The following is an 18535-nucleotide window of genomic DNA, read 5'->3' on the forward strand; positions in this document are numbered from 1 at the left end:
CTTTTGCCATTTTGCGCTACTGTGAGGTGGCGATCATCATCCGTTGGAGCAGCGTGTATGGACGAAAATGCAACCTCAACTGCAGCCTCGCCAGGACTGTCCGATTTCATTCACGCCAACCTCGATACGATACTTGAACATTGGGAGCAGTTCGCGCGCGGCATCCGATCGGCCCACGGCATGAACGCCGACACGCTGCGCGACCATGCCGCCGGCGTGCTGACCGCGATAGCCGACGATTTGGAGCATGCACAGACCAGCTTCGAACAAGCGGAAAAATCGAAAGGGCGTGCGCCGCGCGAGGCGGCCGTGAGCAATGCGGAGCTGCACGGCGCCGACCGGGTCGCCAGGGGATTCAGCGTCAACGACACTGTTTCCGAATTTCGCGCCCTGCGCGCGAGCGTGCTTCACCTGTGGCGTGAGGCAGAGGGTGCGGCATCGCCCGGCGCCGGCGAACAGCTGATCCGCTTCAACGAGGCGATCGACCAGGCCCTGACGGAGTCGATGGAGCGCTATGCGGTCGAGAAGGAAGAAACCACGCGCCGCTTCGACACGCTGCTGTCGTCGTCGCCAGACCTGCAATACATCCTCGCTGTCGACGGCAGCCTGATCTACGCCAACAAGGCCTTCCTGCACCTGTGCGAGCCGTCGGCACAGCTTTTGCCGCGAGATAACATTGCCCGGCGTTGTCCGACGATCGGCCCGCAGCTCGCGCGCGAATTGCCGCACGTGATCGAAACGCGCGCGCCGTGTTCGGGCGAACTCTCCTGCGCGCAGCTGTCCGGTCCGGCGCTTACCTATCGCTACGTGCTGATGCCGGTCTTGAACGACGCCGGCCAGGTGGAGTCGATCACGGGGACGGCGCGCAACATCTCCGAATTGCACGCCTCGCGCGAAGAGATCTACAAAAATGCCTATTACGACAGTTTGACGGAATTGCCGAATCGGCGGCTGTTCCTTGACCGCCTCGAGCAGGACGTCAGGCACGCGGCCCGGACCGGCAATGCGCTGGCCCTGCTGTTCGTCGATCTCGATTTTTTCAAGGAAGTCAACGACCGCTCGGGGCACGCCGCCGGCGATCTGTTATTGCAAGAAAGCGCGCGGCGAATCGCCGCATGCGTGCGCGCAACCGACACGGTCGCGCGCATCGGCGGCGACGAATTTACCGTGATCCTCACCGAGGTCAACAAGCTCTCGCATGTTGAAATCCTGGCCCAGGAGGTGCTCGACGCGCTGGCCAGGCCCTTCAGGATCGACCAGAAGGACGTCCACGTTTCCGGCAGCATTGGCGTCACGCTGTACCCGCAGGACGCCAGCACCCCCGGCGACCTGGTCCGCAATGCCGACCAGGCAATGTATGTTGCCAAGCAGGCGGGCCGCAACCGCTTCAGCTTCTTCACAGTCGAAATGCGCGAGTCCGCATGGGTGCGCCTGCAGATGATCGATGAATTGCGGCATGCGCTGGCTAGACAGCAACTGGACGTGTTTTACCAGCCGATCGTCGACCTCGACACCGGAGTCATCGTCAAGGCCGAGGCGCTGGTGCGCTGGCACCATCCGCGGCACGGCCTGGTACTGCCGGAGGAATTCATCGGGCTTGCCGAGGAAACCGGACTGATCGACGACATCGGCGCCTGGGTGCTGGCGCAGGCGGCGGCGTGCGCGCGCGCGTGGAGTGCCCTGGCCGGTGCGCCGTTTCAGATCAGCGTCAACAAGTCGCCCGCTGAATTTACCGGCCGGGCCATGATCCAAAGCTGGGACAACGACCTGGCGCTGTTCGAACGCGCGGGCAAGCAGATTGCTGTCGAGATTACGGAAGGGTTGTTGTTGAATGATACACCCGGCGTCCAGGCAAGACTCGGCCAGCTTGCACAGACCGGCGTGCAGTTTTCGATCGATGATTTCGGCATCGGCTATTCGTCGATGGCCTACTTGAAGAAATTCAAGGTCGACTTCCTGAAAATCGACCAGTCGTTCGTGAAAGACATCGCGACGAATCTGAACAGCAGTGTTTTCGCCGAAACGATCGTGCTGATGGCGCACAAGCTTGGCCTCAAGGTGATCGCGGAAGGAATCGAGACGGCCGAGCAGCGCGATGTCCTCAAGACGATGGGATGCGACTATGCGCAGGGCTTCCTGTTTTCGAAGCCGGTGTCTTCGGCATCCTTCGAGCGCTTGCTTGCTGGCAATGGGAACCGGGCGCCAGAGTGAGCGGCGCCGGCCCGGCCGCAGCTGCGGCCCTAAGCTTAGTTCCCGGCAACTAAGGCCGCTGCCTCGATCCAGCTGTTCAGATTAGTATAGCCATCGTCCTTGAACCAGTCGTAGACGGGATAGGCGAGCGATCCGCTCCGGGCGGGAACCAAAGCGTCGAGCGGATTGGCGCCGCGCGCGGTGGTAATGCCTTTGCTGTTTTTAATCTCGTGGATGTAAATACCGAGAACGCCGTTGCCTCGGGCCAGGCTGGCGTTGATTTCATACTCGATCCACTTGCTTTTGGCAGTATCGATACCGATCAGGACGACTGTGACGGAGGTGTCGCGCAATTGTTCGTCGATCCAGGTTGCGATGACCGAATCGGCTTGCCGCTTCACGCCTTCCCACTCGGTCGGCTCGAAAAAGCCGGCAACTGTACGCTCATTGTTGGTCCAGCAATTGCGCACGTTGATGGCCCGCCAGTAATCAGGCTCATGCCGAAACGAAAAAAATGCCTTGCGCGTCATATTGTCATCCTTTAGCAACCATGTTCGCTCAGCGATCCTTATCGCCACTGCATTATTTGATGATTAAAACATGCTAATTATGTAATAGGATAATCCTTTTATAAACAAGCGGAAAGTTAATTTTGCGCCATTTGGACTATCGTGGATGTTGCTAGGGAAAAACAAAAATGATTGCAACGGTAGTTGCCGCAGGGAATTGATGTACACTTTCGTTGATGAATACTTCGACTCTTTTCAGGCGCAAATGCCGGGCCCGTCTGGCCTGTTCGGCAACCCTGGCGCTGGCGGCGCTGTCGTCCGCCTGCGGCGGCGTCAGTTCCGCCGGCCAGCCCGCGGCGCCTGTTGCGGTCGTCGCAAACTCGCCAGGTTCGGTTCCAGCGGCGCCCATGCCTGCCGCCACCGGCACCGTTACCGACCCGGCCGGCGCTGGCGTGCCTGGGCTGCCCGCGGCGGTCCCTTGCGCCGGGCCAACGTGCGCCGCGCCGATTGGCGCGATCGCCGCACTCCCCGATTGGGCTGGCGCGCCGGAATCGGATGCGCCAGGGTACCTGGTGCCTTCGACGCCGTTGGTCACCACGGCAGGGGAGGCACCCTATCCGGACCTGCGCGCTTTGCCGACCCGGGTCCTGCCATTTCAGGCGACGGCATTTGGCGACATGTCGGTCTTCAGCGTCGCTTTGGTGCGTTAAAGCGCACCAATCCCGGATTCACCGGCCGGCTCGGCAGCAGCAAGCGCCGTCCTGCCACCTCACATGGCCGTGGTCGTGCGTTGCCGCTTGGGCGAGCAGTCCGTCGAGCGCGTTGAAGAGATCGTATTGGTCCCACTGATGCGCGCCATCGCCAAGACTCCCAAGGTCAAGAGCATCAACGGAAATGCCACCCGCCGACGTGTCGACGTTGAAATTCAGTTCGATGGAGCAGCAACCGAGGCAGACCTTTCAAGACTTAGCGGGGGACGGTACCAACTCGCAGTTTCTCGACATCCGCCACCTGCGACTGGCAGCGCGCCAAATGATTTTTTGGGCACCCGACACATGCTTGGCACTTCAATGGGGTAGGCTACGGTTTGCCTGCGAAACCTGTTCACCGACGAGCCAATATGAAAATCAATTCCTCCCCATTCCGGTCATGGTCATGCGCCGTGGTCCTGTTTTCCTGCGTGGCGGCAAGCCAGGGTGCAGCGGCCCCGGCCAGCGCGCAACCCAAGCTGGTGGTCGTCATCGTCGTCGACGGCCTGCCGAACGAGCAATTGCAGCGCTACCGCGATCAATTTGGCCAGGGCGGCTTGCGCCGCCTGCTCGATCAGGGCGCGTCGTTCAGCAACGCCCACCAGGCGCATGGCGTGACGGTGACGGCGGTAGGCCATGCGGCGGTCCTGACCGGCGCCTATCCTTATCAGCACGGCATCATCGGCAACAACTGGATCGATCCCGCGACGAAAAAGTCGCTGTACTGCACCGAAGACACGGCGTACACCTATATCGGCGAAAAAACCAACCCCGGCGACGGCACCTCGCCGGCGAACCTGCGTGTCGGCACGCTCGGCGACGAGATGCGCTACGCCAGCGGCAACCGGACCAAGGTGGTCACCGTGTCGGGCAAGGACCGGGGCGCCATTTTGTTGGCAGGCAAGAGCGGCACCGCCTACATGTACATGGACGCGACCGGCAACTTCGCCAGCAGCACCTATTACATGCCGTCGCATCCGCAATGGGTGCAGCGCTATCGGGCCGGCCGCCCGCAGGACCGTTATTTTGGCCAGGCGTGGACGCCGCTGCTGGCCGATTCAGCGTATGCGCTTGACGCCAGCAACGCGTTTTACCCGGACAAGGAGGGCGTCAGCCAGCGTTTTCCCTTCCTGTATTCCAGCAAAAGCGGCAAACCCGACACCGAGTATTTCAAAAGCCTCAAGACCGGCCCTTACCTCGACGAGTTGACCCTGGCGTTCGCGCGCGCCGCCGTCGAAGGCGAACACCTCGGCAGAAATCCCGCCGGCGTGCCGGATCTGCTGGGCGTGAGCCTGTCGGCGCATGACTACGTCAACCACGCGTTCGGGCCGGAAAGCAAGATGTCGCACGACCATCTGCAGCGGCTCGACCGCATGCTGGCCAGCTTCTTCGGCTACCTCGACCAACGCCTCGGCATGGACAACGTTGTCGTCGTGCTGACGGCCGACCATGGCTTCACCAACACGCCGGAGTTTTCGCGCTCGCGCCACATCGACGCGCAACGGCTCGACGGCAAGAAAATGATCGCCGCCTTGAACGCTCACCTGTCGGCCAAATACGGCATCGATGAACTAGTGGTCGCCACGTCGCTGCCGAATGTGCATCTCGACGGCGCAACGATCGAGAAACGCGGATTGCGCCGCGACGACGTCGAGCAGGCCGCCGCCCGCTTCCTGCTCGACTACGCCGGCGTGGCCCAAGTCTATACCCGTACCCAGTTCGACACCGGCGCTGTCGTCGACACCCGCATGGGCATCCTGATGCGGCGCGCGTGGAACCGCCAGCTTTCCGGCGACCTGATGGTGGTGGTCAAGCCGTACTGGTACTTCGGCACGGGCACGACCGGCTCGTCGCATGGCACGCCATACACGTACGACACCAACGTGCCGCTACTGATCATGGGCAAGCGCTGGATCAGGCCGGGCGACTATGGCCAGTACGCGGAAGTGGTCGACATCGCACCAACGCTGGCCCACTTGCTGCGGGTGCGTCTGCCAGCGGGCGCGGAAGGACGGGTGCTCACCGAGATCGTGCGATGAAGCCGGTGCGCTAGGCAGGCCTATAGCATCAGGCTGCCCTCGATCGAGTCGTCCAGGGTTTTGCCGAGCACCGCGCCGGCCAGGATCTTGGCGCCCGCGACGGCGTTGCCGTGCTTGTTATCCCAATAGTAGGCACGCGCCGGCACCACTTTGATGGCGGTAATGCGCGCATCGTCTTCGCCGTCGGTAAACCAGTTCTTGAGCAGGAAGCTCCACAGCTGCTTGATGCGCGCCTTTTCGCGCGTGATCGTCGCGACCCCTTCCAGGGCCAGCAAATCGGCATGCGGCGAGCCCTGAAAATAAAGTTTGACGTTGGGGTTGGCGGCGATGGCGGCATTCTTGGCGCTGTCGGAGGAGCTCAGAAACCACAGGTTGCCGGCGTCGTCGACCAGTCGCACATTCATCGGCCGCGTAGCGCAGGTGGCGCCACCCGCTTCGCCGGTCGAAAAAAAGCAGGTCTCCGCCTTCCTGACGACTTCTCTCAGCTTGTCGACGGCCGCTTTACCGTCGAGGTCTTGGTGATTTTGTTCCAGCTGGTTCTTGTTGATCGAATCCATGTGAATTCCTCGTCCTGAAGGATATCCAATAGTACGTCGATGCGTGCGGATCCAATGTTGGATACTTAACAGAGTTCGGCAACGATCCGTGCCACCCTCCGTGTTCAACGAGAGCGAAAGGGAGAACATGTCCGACAATCCATTGGAGCCGGGGCCGCGCGATTACGACCGCATCAACGTGCTGGTCGAGTCCGAGATTGCGTATTGGTCGAAGGAACTGGGAGTCCCGCGCGAGCGTCTGGCGCGGGCTATCGAGCAGGTGGGGGAGAAGGTCACCGATGTGAGGAAGCACCTGGCGCTGGGATAATCGCGCTGTCGTATCTTCATCGCGGTCCGGATCGAGCGAGCGCGGCGTTTTCGTTGGCCTGCTTTGCCGACTGGCCCGGCCCGATTTACGGGCAATGCCGGGGTTGCCGGCGTCGTTCCGGTTCAGGATCGCGGACAAGCGCTGCAGGTCTGTCCTGATGGCCGCGGCGCCCCTGATGTCGGCTACCGAAGCGGCGCCGATACCAGCCGGCCGACGCCGTATTCGAGCCATTTGGCGCGCGAGCGGAGCATGGCGGCGATCAGCTCGTTGCATGTGGTGACGAGCAGGCTCACCAGCAGGAAGACAAACACCACGCCGATGACAGTATCGAGAACGCCGGATCCAAACATGCAGTCTCCTGGTCAGAAGAAACAGGTGTCGCGTCGGCGTTGACGCAGCTTAGCCCGAGCCTTCGCTCAAATATAAGTATAAATTGCTAAAACAATATTTAAAAAAATGATGGGAGCAGCGTGTTTCGGCAGGCGAAACTATCGGCTATCCGGGCTGGGTGAATATGGGATGGCATCAGGTGTCGAGCGTGAACTCGGTAAACGACGCACCTTGTTCGGCCGGTTTGGCCGGCTCGACGTCGAGCGGCTGGCTTTTGCTGTCCGGCCCATTATTGAGCAGCCACAGCAGGTTGGTCGCCGAATCGGCGTTGGCCAGTGCTTCCTCCTGCGTTACCAAACCGCTCTTTACCAGCTGCAGCAGCGCCGTTTCGAACGTCTGCGAACCGGACGAGAGGCTTTTTTCCATCGCTTCCTTGATCTCGCCGATCGCGCCTGTTTCGATCAGGTCGGCCACGTAGCGGGTGTTGACCATCACTTCCACCGCGGCCTGGCGGGTGCCGCCGGCAAACGAGCGCACCAGCCGCTGCGAGACGATCGCCTTGACCGCCGACGACAAGTCCTGCAGCAGCGCCGGGCGGTTCTCTACGGGATAGAAACTGATGATGCGGTTGAGGGCGTTGTAGCTGTTATTGGCATGCAGCGTCGCCAGCACCAGGTGGCCCGATTGCGCATAGGCCAGCGCCGCCGCCATGGTTTCCTTGTCGCGGATTTCGCCGATCAGGATGCAGTCCGGGGCCTGGCGCATCGAGTTGCGCAGCGCCGTCGAGAAATCAACGGCGTCGCTGCCGATCTCGCGCTGGTTGACGATCGATTTCTTGTTCTTGAAAAGGTATTCGATCGGGTCTTCAAGCGTCAGGATGTGGCCGGCGCGCAGTTCGTTGCGCTGGTCCAGCATCGACGCGATCGTCGTCGACTTGCCCGAGCCGGTGGCGCCGACCAGCAGCAGCAGGCCGCGCTTTTCCATGATCAGTTCGGACAGGATGGGGGGCAGCCCGAGGTCGGCCAGCGCCGGGATATTCGCCGGCACGAAACGAAACACCGCCGAGATCGAGCCGCGCTGGCGGAACGCCGACAGCCGGAACCGCCCGAGGTTCGCCACAGAGATGCCCATGTTGAGCTCATTGTCGCGCTCGAGCTCGGCCATCTGTGCCGGCGAGGCGACTTCGGCCAGCAGCGCATGAATGTTTTCCGGCTCCAGCTTTTGCTGGTTGATCGGAATCAGGTTGCCGTTGATTTTGATATGCACCGGTGAATTGGCGGCGAAAAACATGTCCGACGCATGCTTTTCTTTCATCAGCTGGAACAAGCGGTCCATCGCCATCAGTCGTCTCCGGTGGGCATATCGTCGTGAATTTTAGACCCCGCGCAGCAGTTCGTTGATGCTGGTCTTCGAGCGTGTTTTCGCATCGACCCGCTTGACGATCACGGCGCAATACAGGCTGTATTTGCCGTCTTCCGAAGGCAGGTTGCCCGACACGACGACAGAACCGGCGGGAATGCGGCCGTAGCTCACGACGCCCGTTGCGCGGTCGTAGATCTTGGTCGACTGGCCGATGTATACGCCCATCGAGATGACCGAGTTCTCTTCAACGATGACGCCTTCGACTACTTCCGAACGGGCGCCAATGAAGCAGTTGTCTTCGATGATGGTCGGATTTGCCTGCATCGGTTCGAGCACGCCGCCGATACCGACGCCGCCGGACAGGTGGACGTTCTTGCCGATCTGCGCGCACGAGCCGACCGTGGCCCAGGCGTCGACCATCGTGCCTTCATCGACAAAAGCGCCGATGTTGACGAACGACGGCATCAGGACGACGTTTTTGGCAATGAAGCTGCCGCGCCGCGCGATTGCGCCCGGCACCACGCGAAAACCCCCGCGGGCGAAATCGTCGGCGTTGTAGCTGGCGAACTTGCCCGGCACCTTGTCGTAGAACTGCAGAGCGTCGCCGGCCGTCATGACGCTGTTGTTCTCGAGCCGGAACGACAGCAGCACGGCCTTCTTGATCCACTGGTTGACGACCCAGTCGGCGCCGGTTTTCTGCGCTACCCGCATGGAGCCGTCGTCAAGGCCGGCGATGGTGTGGGCAACTGCCTCGCGCAGTTCGGCGCTGCCAGTCGATGGCGTGATTTCGGCGCGCTGTTCCCAGGCGGTGTCGATGATATTCTGGAGTTGTTGGGTCATGATGTGTGCTTGACTTTAGGTGGCGGTGGTGGTGGTTGGGGACTGCGCTGCTTTCAGGGCAGTGCAAAACTGGACGATGCGCTGCGCCGCTTCGAGGACTTCGTCGACTTCGGCGACCAGCGCCATGCGCACCCGGTGCTCGCCCGGGTTGATGCCGTGCGCGGTGCGCGCCAGGTAGCTGCCGGGCAGTACCGTGACGTTGTATTGGGCGTACAGGCGGCGGGCAAATTCGGTGTCCGACAGGCCGCTCCGGCGCACGTCGGCCCACAGGTAGAAGCCGGCGTCGGGCAGCTCGACGTCGAGCACGGTGCGCAGCAGCGGCGTCACCAGCTGGAATTTTTCCTTGTACTTGGCGCGGTTTTCCTGGACGTGGGCTTCGTCGCCCCAGGCCGCGATCGAGGCCGCCTGCACCGGCGGCGACATGGCGCCGCCGCAGTAGGTGCGGTACAGCAGGAATTTGCGGATGATGGCCGGGTCGCCGGCGACGAAGCCCGAGCGCATGCCCGGCACGTTCGAGCGCTTCGACAGGCTGGAGAACACCACCAGGTGGGCGTACGGATGGGCGCCGCCGCTACGCCCCAACTGGTGCGCCGCTTCGAGCGCGCCGAGCGGGGCCGTGCTGCCCTGGTAGATCTCGGAATAGCATTCGTCTGCGGCGATCACGAAACCGTGGCGGTCGGCCAGCGCGAACAAGGCGCGCCAGTCGTCGATCGACAAGGTGGCGCCGGTCGGGTTGCCCGGCGAGCAAAGGTAGAGCAGCTGCACGCGCGGCCAGACGTCGTCCGGTACGCTGGCGTAGTCGCAGGCGAAATTGCGCGCAGGTTCCGAATTGACGAAGTACGGCTCGGCGCCGGCCAGGTAGGCGGCGCCTTCGTAGATCTGGTAAAACGGATTCGGGCACGCCACCAGCGGCGCTCCGGTCTGCGTCGTCTGCTTTGTCGAATCGATCACGCAATGGGCAATACCGAACAGCGCCTCGCGCGAACCGTTGACCGGCAACACCTGGGTAGCCGCATCGAGCGGCGGCACGCCGTAGCGGCGCTCGAGCCAGGACGCGATGGCGCCGCGCAACTGGTCGCTGCCGACAGTGCTCGGATAGCTCGCCAGGCCATGCAGGCCGTGGGCAAGGGCTTTGTGGATGAAGGCCGGGGTCGGATGCTTCGGCTCGCCCATTCCCAGGCTGATGGCGTCATAATCGCGATTCGGGGTCACGTCGGCGAACAGCTGGCGCAGCTTTTCGAACGGGTAGGGATGCAGTTTCTCGAGATATGGATTCACGGCGGTACCAGGGTTATCGTGGTGCGAAACAAACCGCTATTATAACGCCGATAAGATTGCCGGGCTGCCGGTCGCGAACCGATCAGCCAGCGCCGCTGCCGGTCGAGCCGACGCGGTTGCGGCCGGCGGCCTTGGCCGCGTACATCTCGCGGTCGGCGGTTACAAAAAACTGCTCGACGCGGTCGAACTTGGTCGGCACGATGCTGGCCACGCCAATGCTCACGGTGAGCCACTCGGACGTCGGCGAACCAGGGTGCGGCAGGTGCAGCGACTCGACCAGCGCACAGATCGACTCGGCCAGCACCAGCGCGGCGTCCTGCGTGGTCTCGGCGAACAGCAGCACGAACTCTTCGCCGCCGTAGCGCGCCGCCAGGTCGGTGGTGCGCAGCGCGCGCGACTGCAGCGCGGCCGCCACTTTTTGCAGGCACAGGTCGCCGGCGGCGTGGCCCAGGGCGTCGTTGTACAGCTTGAAATGGTCGACGTCGAGCACGATCAGCGACAGCGGCTGGCCGCTGCGCAGCGCGCGCTGCCATTCTTTCTCGAGAAAGTGGTCGAAATGGCGGCGGTTGGCGATCTGGGTCAGCTGGTCGACCATTGCCGCGTGCTGCAGCGCCGTCTCGGAGCGCTTGTGATGGGTGATATCGTGCAACAAGCCGATGAACAAGGGCTCGTCGGCGACCATCGGCGACAAGGTCAGGTCCATCGCGCGCAAGGCGCCGTCGCTGTGACGGATCAGCACTTCGCGCGCGCCAGCCTGGTGCACCGCCGCCGGATCGGTCGCGCAGGCAGCAAAATAGTCGAGGTATTCCTGCGCCAGCGTGCCGCCCAGCAGGTCGGACAGCGGCCGGCCGGCCAGTTCGTTTGGCCCGTAGCCGAGGTAGCGCTCGCAGGCCGGATTGCCGTACTGGATGCGCCCGCTTGCCTCGACGATTACCAAGCCTTCGTCCATGCCGTGGACGATCCGGCGCAGCCGCTCGGCCTGCTCCTTCTGCGCCTCGCTGGCGCTGCGCATCTGCAGCTGCGCGCGTACCCTGGCGCACACTTCGGCCATCCGCAGCGGCTTGCTGATGTAGTCGGCGGCGCCGATGTCGAAGCCGGCAACGATGTCCTCGGTCTCCGACCGGGCGCTCATGAAAATGACCGGGATGTGCTCGGTGGATAGATGTTCCTTGAGCTTGCGGCAGGTCTCGAAACCGTCGATGCCGGGCATGACGACGTCGAGCAGGATCAGGTCCGGCCGCACCCGCCGCGCGATCGACAGCGCACGCTCACCGGTGGTGGCGACGAAGGTCTGGTATCCCTGCTGCATCATCATGGTCCGCAACATGCCAAGGTTGGCAGGCGAGTCGTCGACGATCAGGATCGCGCGATGGCGTGCGGCTGGCGGGACTGTAAAATCTGGCATGTTCATGAAGCAAAATAATACGCCTTCGCGATCTTTGCCGGTAATAAATGTTGCCGTTAGGTCAGTTTTTTGTTGCAACTGCACAACCTGGCGGCGACAGCCATGGTTTGACCAAAGGTCACCGCAAGTTGTGCGAAGCGCCGCACAAGCAGCGCTTACACCTGTGCTTACACCAATGCTTACATCAGTGCGGCGATCAGCTTGCCGAGGATGGCAATGCCTTCGCGGATGCGCTCGGGCGACACCGTGACGAATGACAGGCGCAAGGTGTTCGTTTCAGCCTCGTTGGCGTAGAACGGCGCACCCGGCACGAAGGCCACGCGCTCGGCGATTGAATGGTCGAGCAGTTTCATGGTGTCGATGTGCTTGGGCAGCGTGACCCAGATGAACATGCCGCCTTCCGGCTTGGTCCAGCTCACGCCCGCCGGAAAGCATGCGGCCAACGCGTCAAGCATGGCCTGGCACTGGTTGGCGTACAGCGCGCGGATGGTCGGGATGTGGCGCTCGAGGAAGCCGTCCTTGATCACCTCGTGCACCACCATCTGGGTCAGCTGGGCGGTGTGCAGGTCGGCTGCCTGCTTGGCCAGTTCCAGTCGGCGCACCAGAGGCAGCGGCGCGACGACGTAACCCAAGCGAATGCCCGGAGTCAGCACCTTGGAAAACGAGCCCATGTAGATGACGCCGCCGGGATTCATGTTCAGCATTTTCGGAAACGGCTCGCCCTTGTAGCTGAGGGCGCCGTACGGATCGTCTTCGATCAGCGGCAGGTTGTGGCGCGCGCAGGTCTCGACCAGTTCGCGGCGGCGCGGGATCGACAGGCTGCGCCCGGTCGGATTCTGAAAGTTCGGCAGCGCGTACAGCATGCGCGCACCGATGGCGACCTTCTCGATCGAGCCTGGCACCAGGCCATCGTCGTCGGTTGCGACCGAGGCGAATTGTGGCCGGTACACTGAAAACGCCTGCAAGGCGCCGAGGTAGCTCGGGGTCTCGACAAGCACGCGGCTGCCTTCGTCGATCAGTACCTTGCCGATCAGGTCGAGCGCCTGCTGCGAGCCGGACGTCATCAAGACCTGTTCGGGCGCAATTGTGCAGCCAGCCGTGGACAGGGAATTGGCAATCCATTCGCGCAGCGGCGGAAAGCCGTCGGTCGGGCCGTACTGCAGCGCCACCTTGCCGCTGTTGGTCAGCACGGTGTCGAACGCCGCCTTCATTTGCTCGACCGGGAAGGTGTCGGGCGAAGGCAGGCCGCCGGCGAACGAGATGATCTCCGGGCGCTGGGTAATCTTCAGGATCTCGCGGATGAACGAGGATTGCATTTGCGCGGCGCGCTGCGAGAAGCGCCAGGTGATCGGGACAGCGTTTTCAATTTCCATATCGAGTTTCATGCGGGTCTCACAGAGGGATGGGGCCGCTTGTGTGCTGGGCCATTTTACAATACGCCGGATAGGCGGCTTCTTCAATGGACGACGCCGGGTAAGCGTTGTCCGGATACGGCTGACTTCAAAAGATCAAGCGACTTCGACGATCATCTCGATTTCGACGCAGGCGCCGCGCGGGATCTGCGCCACGCCGAAGGCGGACCTGGCGTGCTTGCCGGCGTCGCCAAACAGTTCGCCGAGCAATTCGGAGGCGCCATTGGTGACCAAGTGCTGCTCGGTAAAATCGGCCGTCGAATTAACCAGGCTCATCAGCTTGACGATGCGCTTGACGCGGGTCAGGTCGCCGCCGCAGGCTTCCTGCAGGGTGCCGACGAGGTCGATGGCGATCGCGCGCGCCGCCTGTTGACCTTGTTCGGTCGTCACATTCTTGCCCAGCTGGCCGGCGTTCGGCGTGCCGTCGGCATGTTTGGCGATGTGGCCCGAAATGAAAACCAGGTTACCGGTTTGGACGTACATCACATATGCCGCAGCCGGCGTGGCCGGCGCCGACAGGGTGATGTTGAGATCGTTGAGTTTTTGATAAATTGACATGGACGATTCCAGTTGGCGTGGATAAAACTCGTATTGTACGTCCAGCCCGCCAGCCTGCCCACCATGCGCCGGGGCCAGGTCGGCCATTCGGACCAGCGCTACGCGGCGCACCTGCATCTTGCGCCCGAGGGCAACCAGCGCGATCACGGCCAGCGCAAAGACGAAATTCGACAGCACCAAGGGTTCGCCCAGCAAGGCTGCCGCGCCCAGCAGCGTCAGGAACGGCTGGATCAACTGCACCTGGCCGACCCGCGCGATGCCGCCCAGCGCCATGCCGCGGTACCAGAAGACGAAGCCGATGAACATTGAAAATACGGCGACGTAGGCAAACCCGAGCCAGGCGCGGATGCCCGCGCCAGCGATGGCGCCCGGCCACGGCCACGACAGCCATAGCACCAGCGGCAACAGCAGCGGCGCCGACAGCACCAGCGCCCAGCTGATCACCTGCGGCCCACCCATCGTCCGCGCCAGGTGCCCGCCCTCGGCGTACCCAAGGGCGCCGAGCACGACGGCGCCCAGCATCAGCAGGTCGGCCGGATGCAGGTTGCCGCCGCTCTGGCGCAGCGCGAAGCCGATCACGATGCTTGAGCCAAGCAGGGCCGTGACCCAGAATCGGGCGGACGGTTTTTCAACGCCGCGCAGCGCGGAAAACACGGCAGTCGCCAGCGGCAGGATGCCCACCAGCACCGCGCCGTGGGAGGCGGGCAGGGTGCGCAAGGCAATCGACGTCAGCCACGGGAAGCCGATCACGCAGCCGAGCGATACCAGCGCCAGCGGCAGCAACGCCGACCTCGGCGGCCAAGCGGCGCGGTGGAAGCGGAGCCAGATGGCGCCGAGCACGGCGGCGACCAGTGCACGCGCCAGCGCGACGAACGCGGGATCGAGCTCGGCCACCGCCATGCGCGTAAAAGGCAGGGTCAGGCTGAACATGGCAACACCCACTAGGCCAAGCAGCATGCCGGCCGTCTCATCGGACAAGACTGGCTTGCCTGAAATGGCGGCGCCTGGCGCGGGAGTGTGCTTCATGCCGGCTTTCGAGGTGGTCGCGGGATTGCGGATAGGTTTATACTAGACTAAAAAACAAGTACAGTGCCTGTACAGTTGTTGATATAATTTTAGATACTGTTACGGTAAAACGACCAGTACAAAAGCACCCATCGCGCAGTTGCGGTCGCGTGGCACCGGCAAAACCCTGATCGACCAGATCGCGCGCACCGTCGCCGTCGGCAGCCTGTTTTCGCCCAGCCAGCTAGCGCCGACCCGCATGCGGCGGAACGTGGCGGCGATGCAAGATCCCCATATCTGGCAATTCCCCGAACGGGAAATGGCACGCTCCAGCCCTTGAAATTTCTTTTTTAATCCCAACATCGCAACCACACCCCAACCTGTCCTACAAGAGGAAAACAAATGGCCGTCGCCGAAAAAGAAACCCTTGGCTTTCAAGCTGAAGTAAAACAGCTGTTGCAACTGATGATCCATTCGCTGTATTCGAACAAGGAGATTTTCCTGCGCGAGCTGATCTCGAACGCGTCCGACGCCGCCGACAAGTTGCGCTTCGAGGCCATCAATAACGATGCGCTGTACGGCAACGATCACGAACTGAAAATCATCGTCTCGTTCGACAAGGACGCCAGGACCATCACCATTTCGGACAATGGCATCGGCATGAGCCGCGATGACGTCATCTCGCACCTCGGCACCATCGCCAAGTCTGGCACCAAGGAGTTCTTCGGCAAGCTGTCCGGCGACCAGCAGGCCGACGCGGCCCTGATCGGCCAGTTCGGCGTCGGTTTCTATTCGGGCTTCATCATCGCCGACAAGATCGTCGTCAACACCCGCCGCGCCGGCCAGTTCGCCTCCGAAGGCGTGCGCTGGGAGTCGGCGGGCGAGGGCGACTACAGCGTCGAGTCGGTCGAGAAGGTCTCGCGCGGCACCGACGTCATCTTGCACCTGCGCGCCGGTGAAGAAGAGCTGCTCTCGAGCTGGAAGCTCAAATCGATCATCCGCAAGTATTCCGATCACATCTCGCTGCCGATCATGATGCAGAAGGACGAGTGGGACGCCGAGAAGAACCAGTCGGTGCTGAAGGACGAATTCGACACCGTCAACCAGGCCAGCGCGCTGTGGGCCCGCAACCGCTCCGAAGTGACGCCGGAGCAATACGACGAATTTTACAAGCATGTCTCGCACGACTTCCAGGCGCCGCTGGCGTACACCCACAACCGGGTCGAGGGCCGCAGCGAATATACCCAGCTGTTGTACGTGCCGGCCCACGCGCCGTTCGACCTGTGGGACCGCAACAAGCGCGGCGGCATCAAGCTGTACGTCAAGCGCGTCTTCATCATGGACGACGCCGAGCAGCTGATGCCGGCCTACCTGCGCTTCATTAAAGGGGTGATCGATTCGAACGATCTGCCGCTGAACGTCTCGCGCGAAATTTTGCAGGAGTCGCGCGACGTCAAGGTGATCCGCGAAGGCTCTACCAAGCGTGTGCTGGGCATGCTGGAAGAACTGGCCAACGCCGACGAGCAGGAAAAAAAGGACAAGTACGCCACTTTCTGGACCGAGTTCGGCCAGGTGCTCAAGGAAGGCGTTGGCGAAGACGCCATCAACAAGGACCGTATCGCCAAGCTGCTGCGCTTCGCTTCGACGACGAACGAGAACGCCGATCAGAACACGGCGCTGGCCGATTACCTTGGCCGCATGAAGGAAGGCCAGGAGAAAATCTACTACGTCGCCGGCGACAGCTACACCGCGGCGAAGAACAGCCCGCACCTCGAGATCTTCCGTAAAAAAGGCGTCGAAGTGCTGTTGATGACGGACCGCGTCGACGAGTGGATGCTGTCGTTCCTGAACGACTTCGAAGGCAAGGAGCTGGTGTCGGTGGCGAAGGGCGGGCTCGACCTCGGTGCGCTGGAAGACGAAGCGGAAAAGAAAGAGCACGAGGAAACCGAGACCTCGTACAAGGACCTGGTCGAGAAGATGAAGGCGGCGCTGGACGAGAAGGCAAAAGACGTGCGCGTCACGTTCCGCCTGACCGATTCGCCAGCCTGCCTGGTGGCCGACGAGAACGAGTTGTCGGGCAACCTGCTGCGCATGCTCAAGGCCGCCGGCCAGAACGCGCCGGAATCGAAGCCCATTCTCGAGATCAACCCGAACCACCCGCTGGTGACGCGCCTGAAGTACGAGGACGCAGCCGGGGCGCGCTTCGGCGACTGGGCGCACATCCTGTTTGACCAGGCGCTGCTGGCCGAAGGCGGTTCGCTGGCCGACCCGGCCAGTTTCGTCAAACGCTTGAATGAGATGCTGCTGGCAAACGTGAAGTAAGCGCTGCAACCATCAGCGATGCGTATGAAAAAGGCAGAGAAATTCTCTGCCTTTTTTTTAACTTGCCGATGCTCGAAGTCGGTTTTGTCCGTCAGCTTCAACACTGTCATCCATCGGCTTGTAATGTAGCGATTGAAGCCGTGCGGAACGCGCGCAGATGGGGTCCCCGCGTTCGCAAGGACGACGTCCTCGATGTCGAGGGGCTGCCACGCACGGTGTGCTCTACTTCAAAATCTCCCCGCAAAACTCAAGCAGCATCTTCTCGCCCTCGGCCCACTTGCCATACCCGCTGTCGCCGTTGATATGACCCGCTTCGCCGATCTCGACGAGCCTGCTGCCCCACGCCGCGGCAAACGCGCGCGCGCGCGCGATCGACACATACTCGTCGTTGGAACTGGCGATCACGATGCTAGGGAACGGCAGTTTCTGCATCGGCATCGGCGCGAAGCCGACGGCGTCTTGCGGGTACGACGGCGCCTCGACATCGCTCGGCGCCACCAGGAAGGCGCCCTGGATCGCAAGCGCCGAGCCGGATGCGGCCCAGTGCGCCACTAGCGGGCAGGCCAGGCTGTGCGCCACCAAGATAGGCGGGCCGGCCTCGCTGGCGGCGATGGCCGCGTCGAGCTCGGCCACCCATTCGTGGCAATCAGGATTATTCCAGTCGCGATGAGGCGCGCGCTGCCAGCCGGGATGCTTGTGCTGCCATAGCGTCTGCCAGTGCTGCGGGCCTGAATTCCACAGGCCGGCCAAAATAAGGACGTCGCATTTCATGGTAGCTCCATATGGTGATTGGCTCATTGCGACGATTGTACGTCGCTTTTTTATAAGGCAGTGCGCAGCGTGAACAGCTCGGGGAACAGTACCACGTCGAGCATCTTGCGCAGGTAGCTGACGCCGGCGGTGCCGCCGGTGCCGGTCTTGAAGCCGATGATGCGCTCGACGGTTGTGACGTGGCGAAAGCGCCAGAAGCGGAACGCTGTCTCCAGGTCGACCAGCTTTTCGGCCAGTTCGTACAGCGCCCAGTGCGTCGATGGATCCTGGTAGACCGCCAGCCACGCGGCCTCGACCGAGTCGTCGTGGTACGTCGGCAGCGTCCGGTCGGCGGCCAGGCGCCCGGGCGCGATGGCAAACCCGCTACGCGCGAGCAGCATTACCGCTTCGTCGTACACCGACGCTGCATTCAGTTCGTGTTCGAGGATCGTGCGCGCGGCCGGTGCGGTGGCGTGGACGGTGAGCAGCGCGGCGTTTTTGTTGCCGAGGATGAATTCCAGTTCCCGGTATTGGTGCGACTGGAAGCCCGACGAGGCGCCGAGGAACGGGCGGATCGCCGTGTACTCGGGCGGCGTCATCGTCGCCAGTACGTCCCATGCATGCACCAGCTGGTCCATGATGCGCGCTACCCGCGCCAGCATCTTGAAGGCCGGCGCCAGTTCGCCGGCGCGCAGATTGCGCCGCACCGCCTGCAGTTCGTGCAGCATCAGCTTGAGCCACAATTCGCTGGTCTGGTGCTGGATGATGAACAGCATCTCGTTGTGGTTCGGCGAGCGCGGATGCTGGGCACCCAGGATTTGCTCGAGCCCCAGGTAGTCGCCGTAGCTCATTGCGCTGCTGAAATCCATTTCGGCGCCGTGCCATGTGGTCGAGTCTTTTTTATCGTCGGACATGCTGTCTC

Annotated in this window: 17 protein-coding genes and 1 pseudogene; 5 read left to right on the forward strand and 13 right to left on the reverse strand. The window is 62.4% G+C overall.

All coding sequences use genetic code 11. From position 1 onward, the window contains the following. Positions 1 to 57 precede the first annotated feature (57 nt). Positions 58 to 2211 (forward strand): EAL domain-containing protein, encoded by a 2154-nt coding sequence (locus CR103_RS13365; protein WP_180279389.1) that lies wholly within the window; start codon positions 58 to 60, stop codon positions 2209 to 2211. 35 nt (positions 2212 to 2246) lie between these two features. Here CR103_RS13365 and CR103_RS13370 read toward each other — a convergent pair whose 3' ends face one another. Further along, positions 2247 to 2720 carry a TIR domain-containing protein gene (locus tag CR103_RS13370; RefSeq protein ID WP_099916477.1) on the reverse strand — a complete coding sequence of 158 codons (474 nt, stop codon included), beginning with the start codon at positions 2718 to 2720 and terminating at the stop codon, positions 2247 to 2249. A 215-nt stretch (positions 2721 to 2935) separates the two neighbouring features. Between CR103_RS13370 and CR103_RS13375 the strand changes: the two genes are divergently transcribed. Then, positions 2936 to 3409 carry a hypothetical protein gene (locus tag CR103_RS13375; protein ID WP_099916478.1) on the forward strand — a complete coding sequence of 158 codons (474 nt, stop codon included), beginning with the start codon at positions 2936 to 2938 and terminating at the stop codon, positions 3407 to 3409. Between the two features lie 410 nt (positions 3410 to 3819). After that, a complete protein-coding gene (locus tag CR103_RS13380) occupies positions 3820 to 5487 on the forward strand; it encodes an alkaline phosphatase family protein (protein WP_099916479.1) in 1668 nt (555 codons plus the stop codon). Positions 5488 to 5507: 20 nt separating this feature from the next. Here CR103_RS13380 and CR103_RS13385 read toward each other — a convergent pair whose 3' ends face one another. Further along, complete coding sequence (locus CR103_RS13385; protein WP_099916480.1) at positions 5508 to 6044, reverse strand: pyridoxamine 5'-phosphate oxidase family protein; 537 nt, start codon at positions 6042 to 6044, stop codon at positions 5508 to 5510. A gap of 88 nt (positions 6045 to 6132) precedes the next feature. Between CR103_RS13385 and CR103_RS13390 the strand changes: the two genes are divergently transcribed. Continuing rightward, positions 6133 to 6351, forward strand: coding sequence for a DUF3606 domain-containing protein (locus CR103_RS13390; protein ID WP_143752603.1), 219 nt, complete (start codon positions 6133 to 6135; stop codon positions 6349 to 6351). 182 nt (positions 6352 to 6533) lie between these two features. Here the strand turns inward: CR103_RS13390 and CR103_RS22730 are convergent, their stop codons facing one another. From CR103_RS22730 to CR103_RS22105, 9 genes and pseudogenes are all read right to left on the reverse strand, one after another. Next, positions 6534 to 6701: a hypothetical protein gene (locus CR103_RS22730; RefSeq protein WP_180279390.1), complete on the reverse strand. Its 168-nt coding sequence runs from the start codon at positions 6699 to 6701 to the stop codon at positions 6534 to 6536. Positions 6702 to 6876: 175 nt separating this feature from the next. After that, positions 6877 to 8022, reverse strand: a complete 1146-nt coding sequence (locus tag CR103_RS13395; RefSeq protein WP_099916482.1) for a PilT/PilU family type 4a pilus ATPase — start codon at positions 8020 to 8022, stop codon at positions 6877 to 6879. A 33-nt stretch (positions 8023 to 8055) separates the two neighbouring features. Then, entirely contained in the window at positions 8056 to 8883 is an 828-nt protein-coding gene (dapD, locus tag CR103_RS13400) for a 2,3,4,5-tetrahydropyridine-2,6-dicarboxylate N-succinyltransferase (protein ID WP_099916483.1), read from the reverse strand. 15 nt (positions 8884 to 8898) lie between these two features. After that, positions 8899 to 10161, reverse strand: coding sequence for a succinyldiaminopimelate transaminase (gene dapC, locus CR103_RS13405; protein ID WP_099916484.1), 1263 nt, complete (start codon positions 10159 to 10161; stop codon positions 8899 to 8901). An 82-nt stretch (positions 10162 to 10243) separates the two neighbouring features. Continuing rightward, the gene (locus tag CR103_RS13410; protein ID WP_099916520.1) at positions 10244 to 11566 is read right to left on the reverse strand and encodes a diguanylate cyclase; all 1323 of its coding nucleotides are present in this window, start codon (positions 11564 to 11566) and stop codon (positions 10244 to 10246) included. A gap of 179 nt (positions 11567 to 11745) precedes the next feature. After that, entirely contained in the window at positions 11746 to 12939 is a 1194-nt protein-coding gene (locus tag CR103_RS13415) for an aminotransferase-like domain-containing protein (RefSeq protein WP_099916521.1), read from the reverse strand. 135 nt (positions 12940 to 13074) lie between these two features. Continuing rightward, positions 13075 to 13653, reverse strand: a complete 579-nt coding sequence (locus tag CR103_RS23425; protein WP_307719706.1) for a RidA family protein — start codon at positions 13651 to 13653, stop codon at positions 13075 to 13077. Beyond that, a pseudogene (locus CR103_RS23430) lies at positions 13639 to 14562 on the reverse strand (DMT family transporter); the annotation flags it as partial. The gene CR103_RS23425 and the pseudogene CR103_RS23430, both read right to left, overlap by 15 nt. A gap of 99 nt (positions 14563 to 14661) precedes the next feature. Next, positions 14662 to 15015 carry a hypothetical protein gene (locus CR103_RS22105; RefSeq protein ID WP_180279386.1) on the reverse strand — a complete coding sequence of 118 codons (354 nt, stop codon included), beginning with the start codon at positions 15013 to 15015 and terminating at the stop codon, positions 14662 to 14664. Between CR103_RS22105 and htpG the strand changes: the two genes are divergently transcribed. Then, positions 14944 to 16863, forward strand: coding sequence for a molecular chaperone HtpG (htpG, locus tag CR103_RS13430; protein ID WP_099916487.1), 1920 nt, complete (start codon positions 14944 to 14946; stop codon positions 16861 to 16863). The two genes, CR103_RS22105 and htpG, sit on opposite strands and share 72 nt — an antisense overlap. A gap of 222 nt (positions 16864 to 17085) precedes the next feature. On the opposite strand, the gene CR103_RS13435 is transcribed toward htpG, so the two are convergent. Continuing rightward, positions 17086 to 17634 carry an RBBP9/YdeN family alpha/beta hydrolase gene (locus CR103_RS13435; RefSeq protein ID WP_099916488.1) on the reverse strand — a complete coding sequence of 183 codons (549 nt, stop codon included), beginning with the start codon at positions 17632 to 17634 and terminating at the stop codon, positions 17086 to 17088. A gap of 50 nt (positions 17635 to 17684) precedes the next feature. Continuing rightward, positions 17685 to 18527 (reverse strand): tryptophan 2,3-dioxygenase, encoded by an 843-nt coding sequence (kynA, locus tag CR103_RS13440; protein WP_099916489.1) that lies wholly within the window; start codon positions 18525 to 18527, stop codon positions 17685 to 17687. Positions 18528 to 18535: the final 8 nt, after the last annotated feature.

Origin of the sequence: Massilia psychrophila, from assembly GCF_002760665.1 — a bacterium.
In the GTDB taxonomy this organism is placed as follows: Bacteria; Pseudomonadota; Gammaproteobacteria; order Burkholderiales; family Burkholderiaceae_D; genus JAFCUW01.

Coding starts and splice junctions, on each gene's coding strand:
- CR103_RS13410 (WP_099916520.1), bottom strand. CDS start 11,566: ATGCCAGATTTTACAGTCCCGCCAGCCGCACGCCATCGCGCGATCCTG.
- CR103_RS23425 (WP_307719706.1), bottom strand. CDS start 13,653: ATGCAGGTGCGCCGCGTAGCGCTGGTCCGAATGGCCGACCTGGCCCCG.
- CR103_RS13395 (WP_099916482.1), bottom strand. CDS start 8,022: ATGGCGATGGACCGCTTGTTCCAGCTGATGAAAGAAAAGCATGCGTCG.
- CR103_RS13365 (WP_180279389.1), top strand. CDS start 58: ATGGACGAAAATGCAACCTCAACTGCAGCCTCGCCAGGACTGTCCGAT.
- htpG (WP_099916487.1), top strand. CDS start 14,944: ATGGCCGTCGCCGAAAAAGAAACCCTTGGCTTTCAAGCTGAAGTAAAA.
- CR103_RS22730 (WP_180279390.1), bottom strand. CDS start 6,701: ATGTTTGGATCCGGCGTTCTCGATACTGTCATCGGCGTGGTGTTTGTC.
- CR103_RS22105 (WP_180279386.1), bottom strand. CDS start 15,015: ATGGATCATCAGTTGCAACAGCTGTTTTACTTCAGCTTGAAAGCCAAG.
- CR103_RS13385 (WP_099916480.1), bottom strand. CDS start 6,044: ATGGATTCGATCAACAAGAACCAGCTGGAACAAAATCACCAAGACCTC.
- CR103_RS13370 (WP_099916477.1), bottom strand. CDS start 2,720: ATGACGCGCAAGGCATTTTTTTCGTTTCGGCATGAGCCTGATTACTGG.
- kynA (WP_099916489.1), bottom strand. CDS start 18,527: ATGTCCGACGATAAAAAAGACTCGACCACATGGCACGGCGCCGAAATG.
- CR103_RS13415 (WP_099916521.1), bottom strand. CDS start 12,939: ATGGAAATTGAAAACGCTGTCCCGATCACCTGGCGCTTCTCGCAGCGC.
- CR103_RS13375 (WP_099916478.1), top strand. CDS start 2,936: ATGAATACTTCGACTCTTTTCAGGCGCAAATGCCGGGCCCGTCTGGCC.
- CR103_RS13435 (WP_099916488.1), bottom strand. CDS start 17,634: ATGAAATGCGACGTCCTTATTTTGGCCGGCCTGTGGAATTCAGGCCCG.
- CR103_RS13380 (WP_099916479.1), top strand. CDS start 3,820: ATGAAAATCAATTCCTCCCCATTCCGGTCATGGTCATGCGCCGTGGTC.
- dapD (WP_099916483.1), bottom strand. CDS start 8,883: ATGACCCAACAACTCCAGAATATCATCGACACCGCCTGGGAACAGCGC.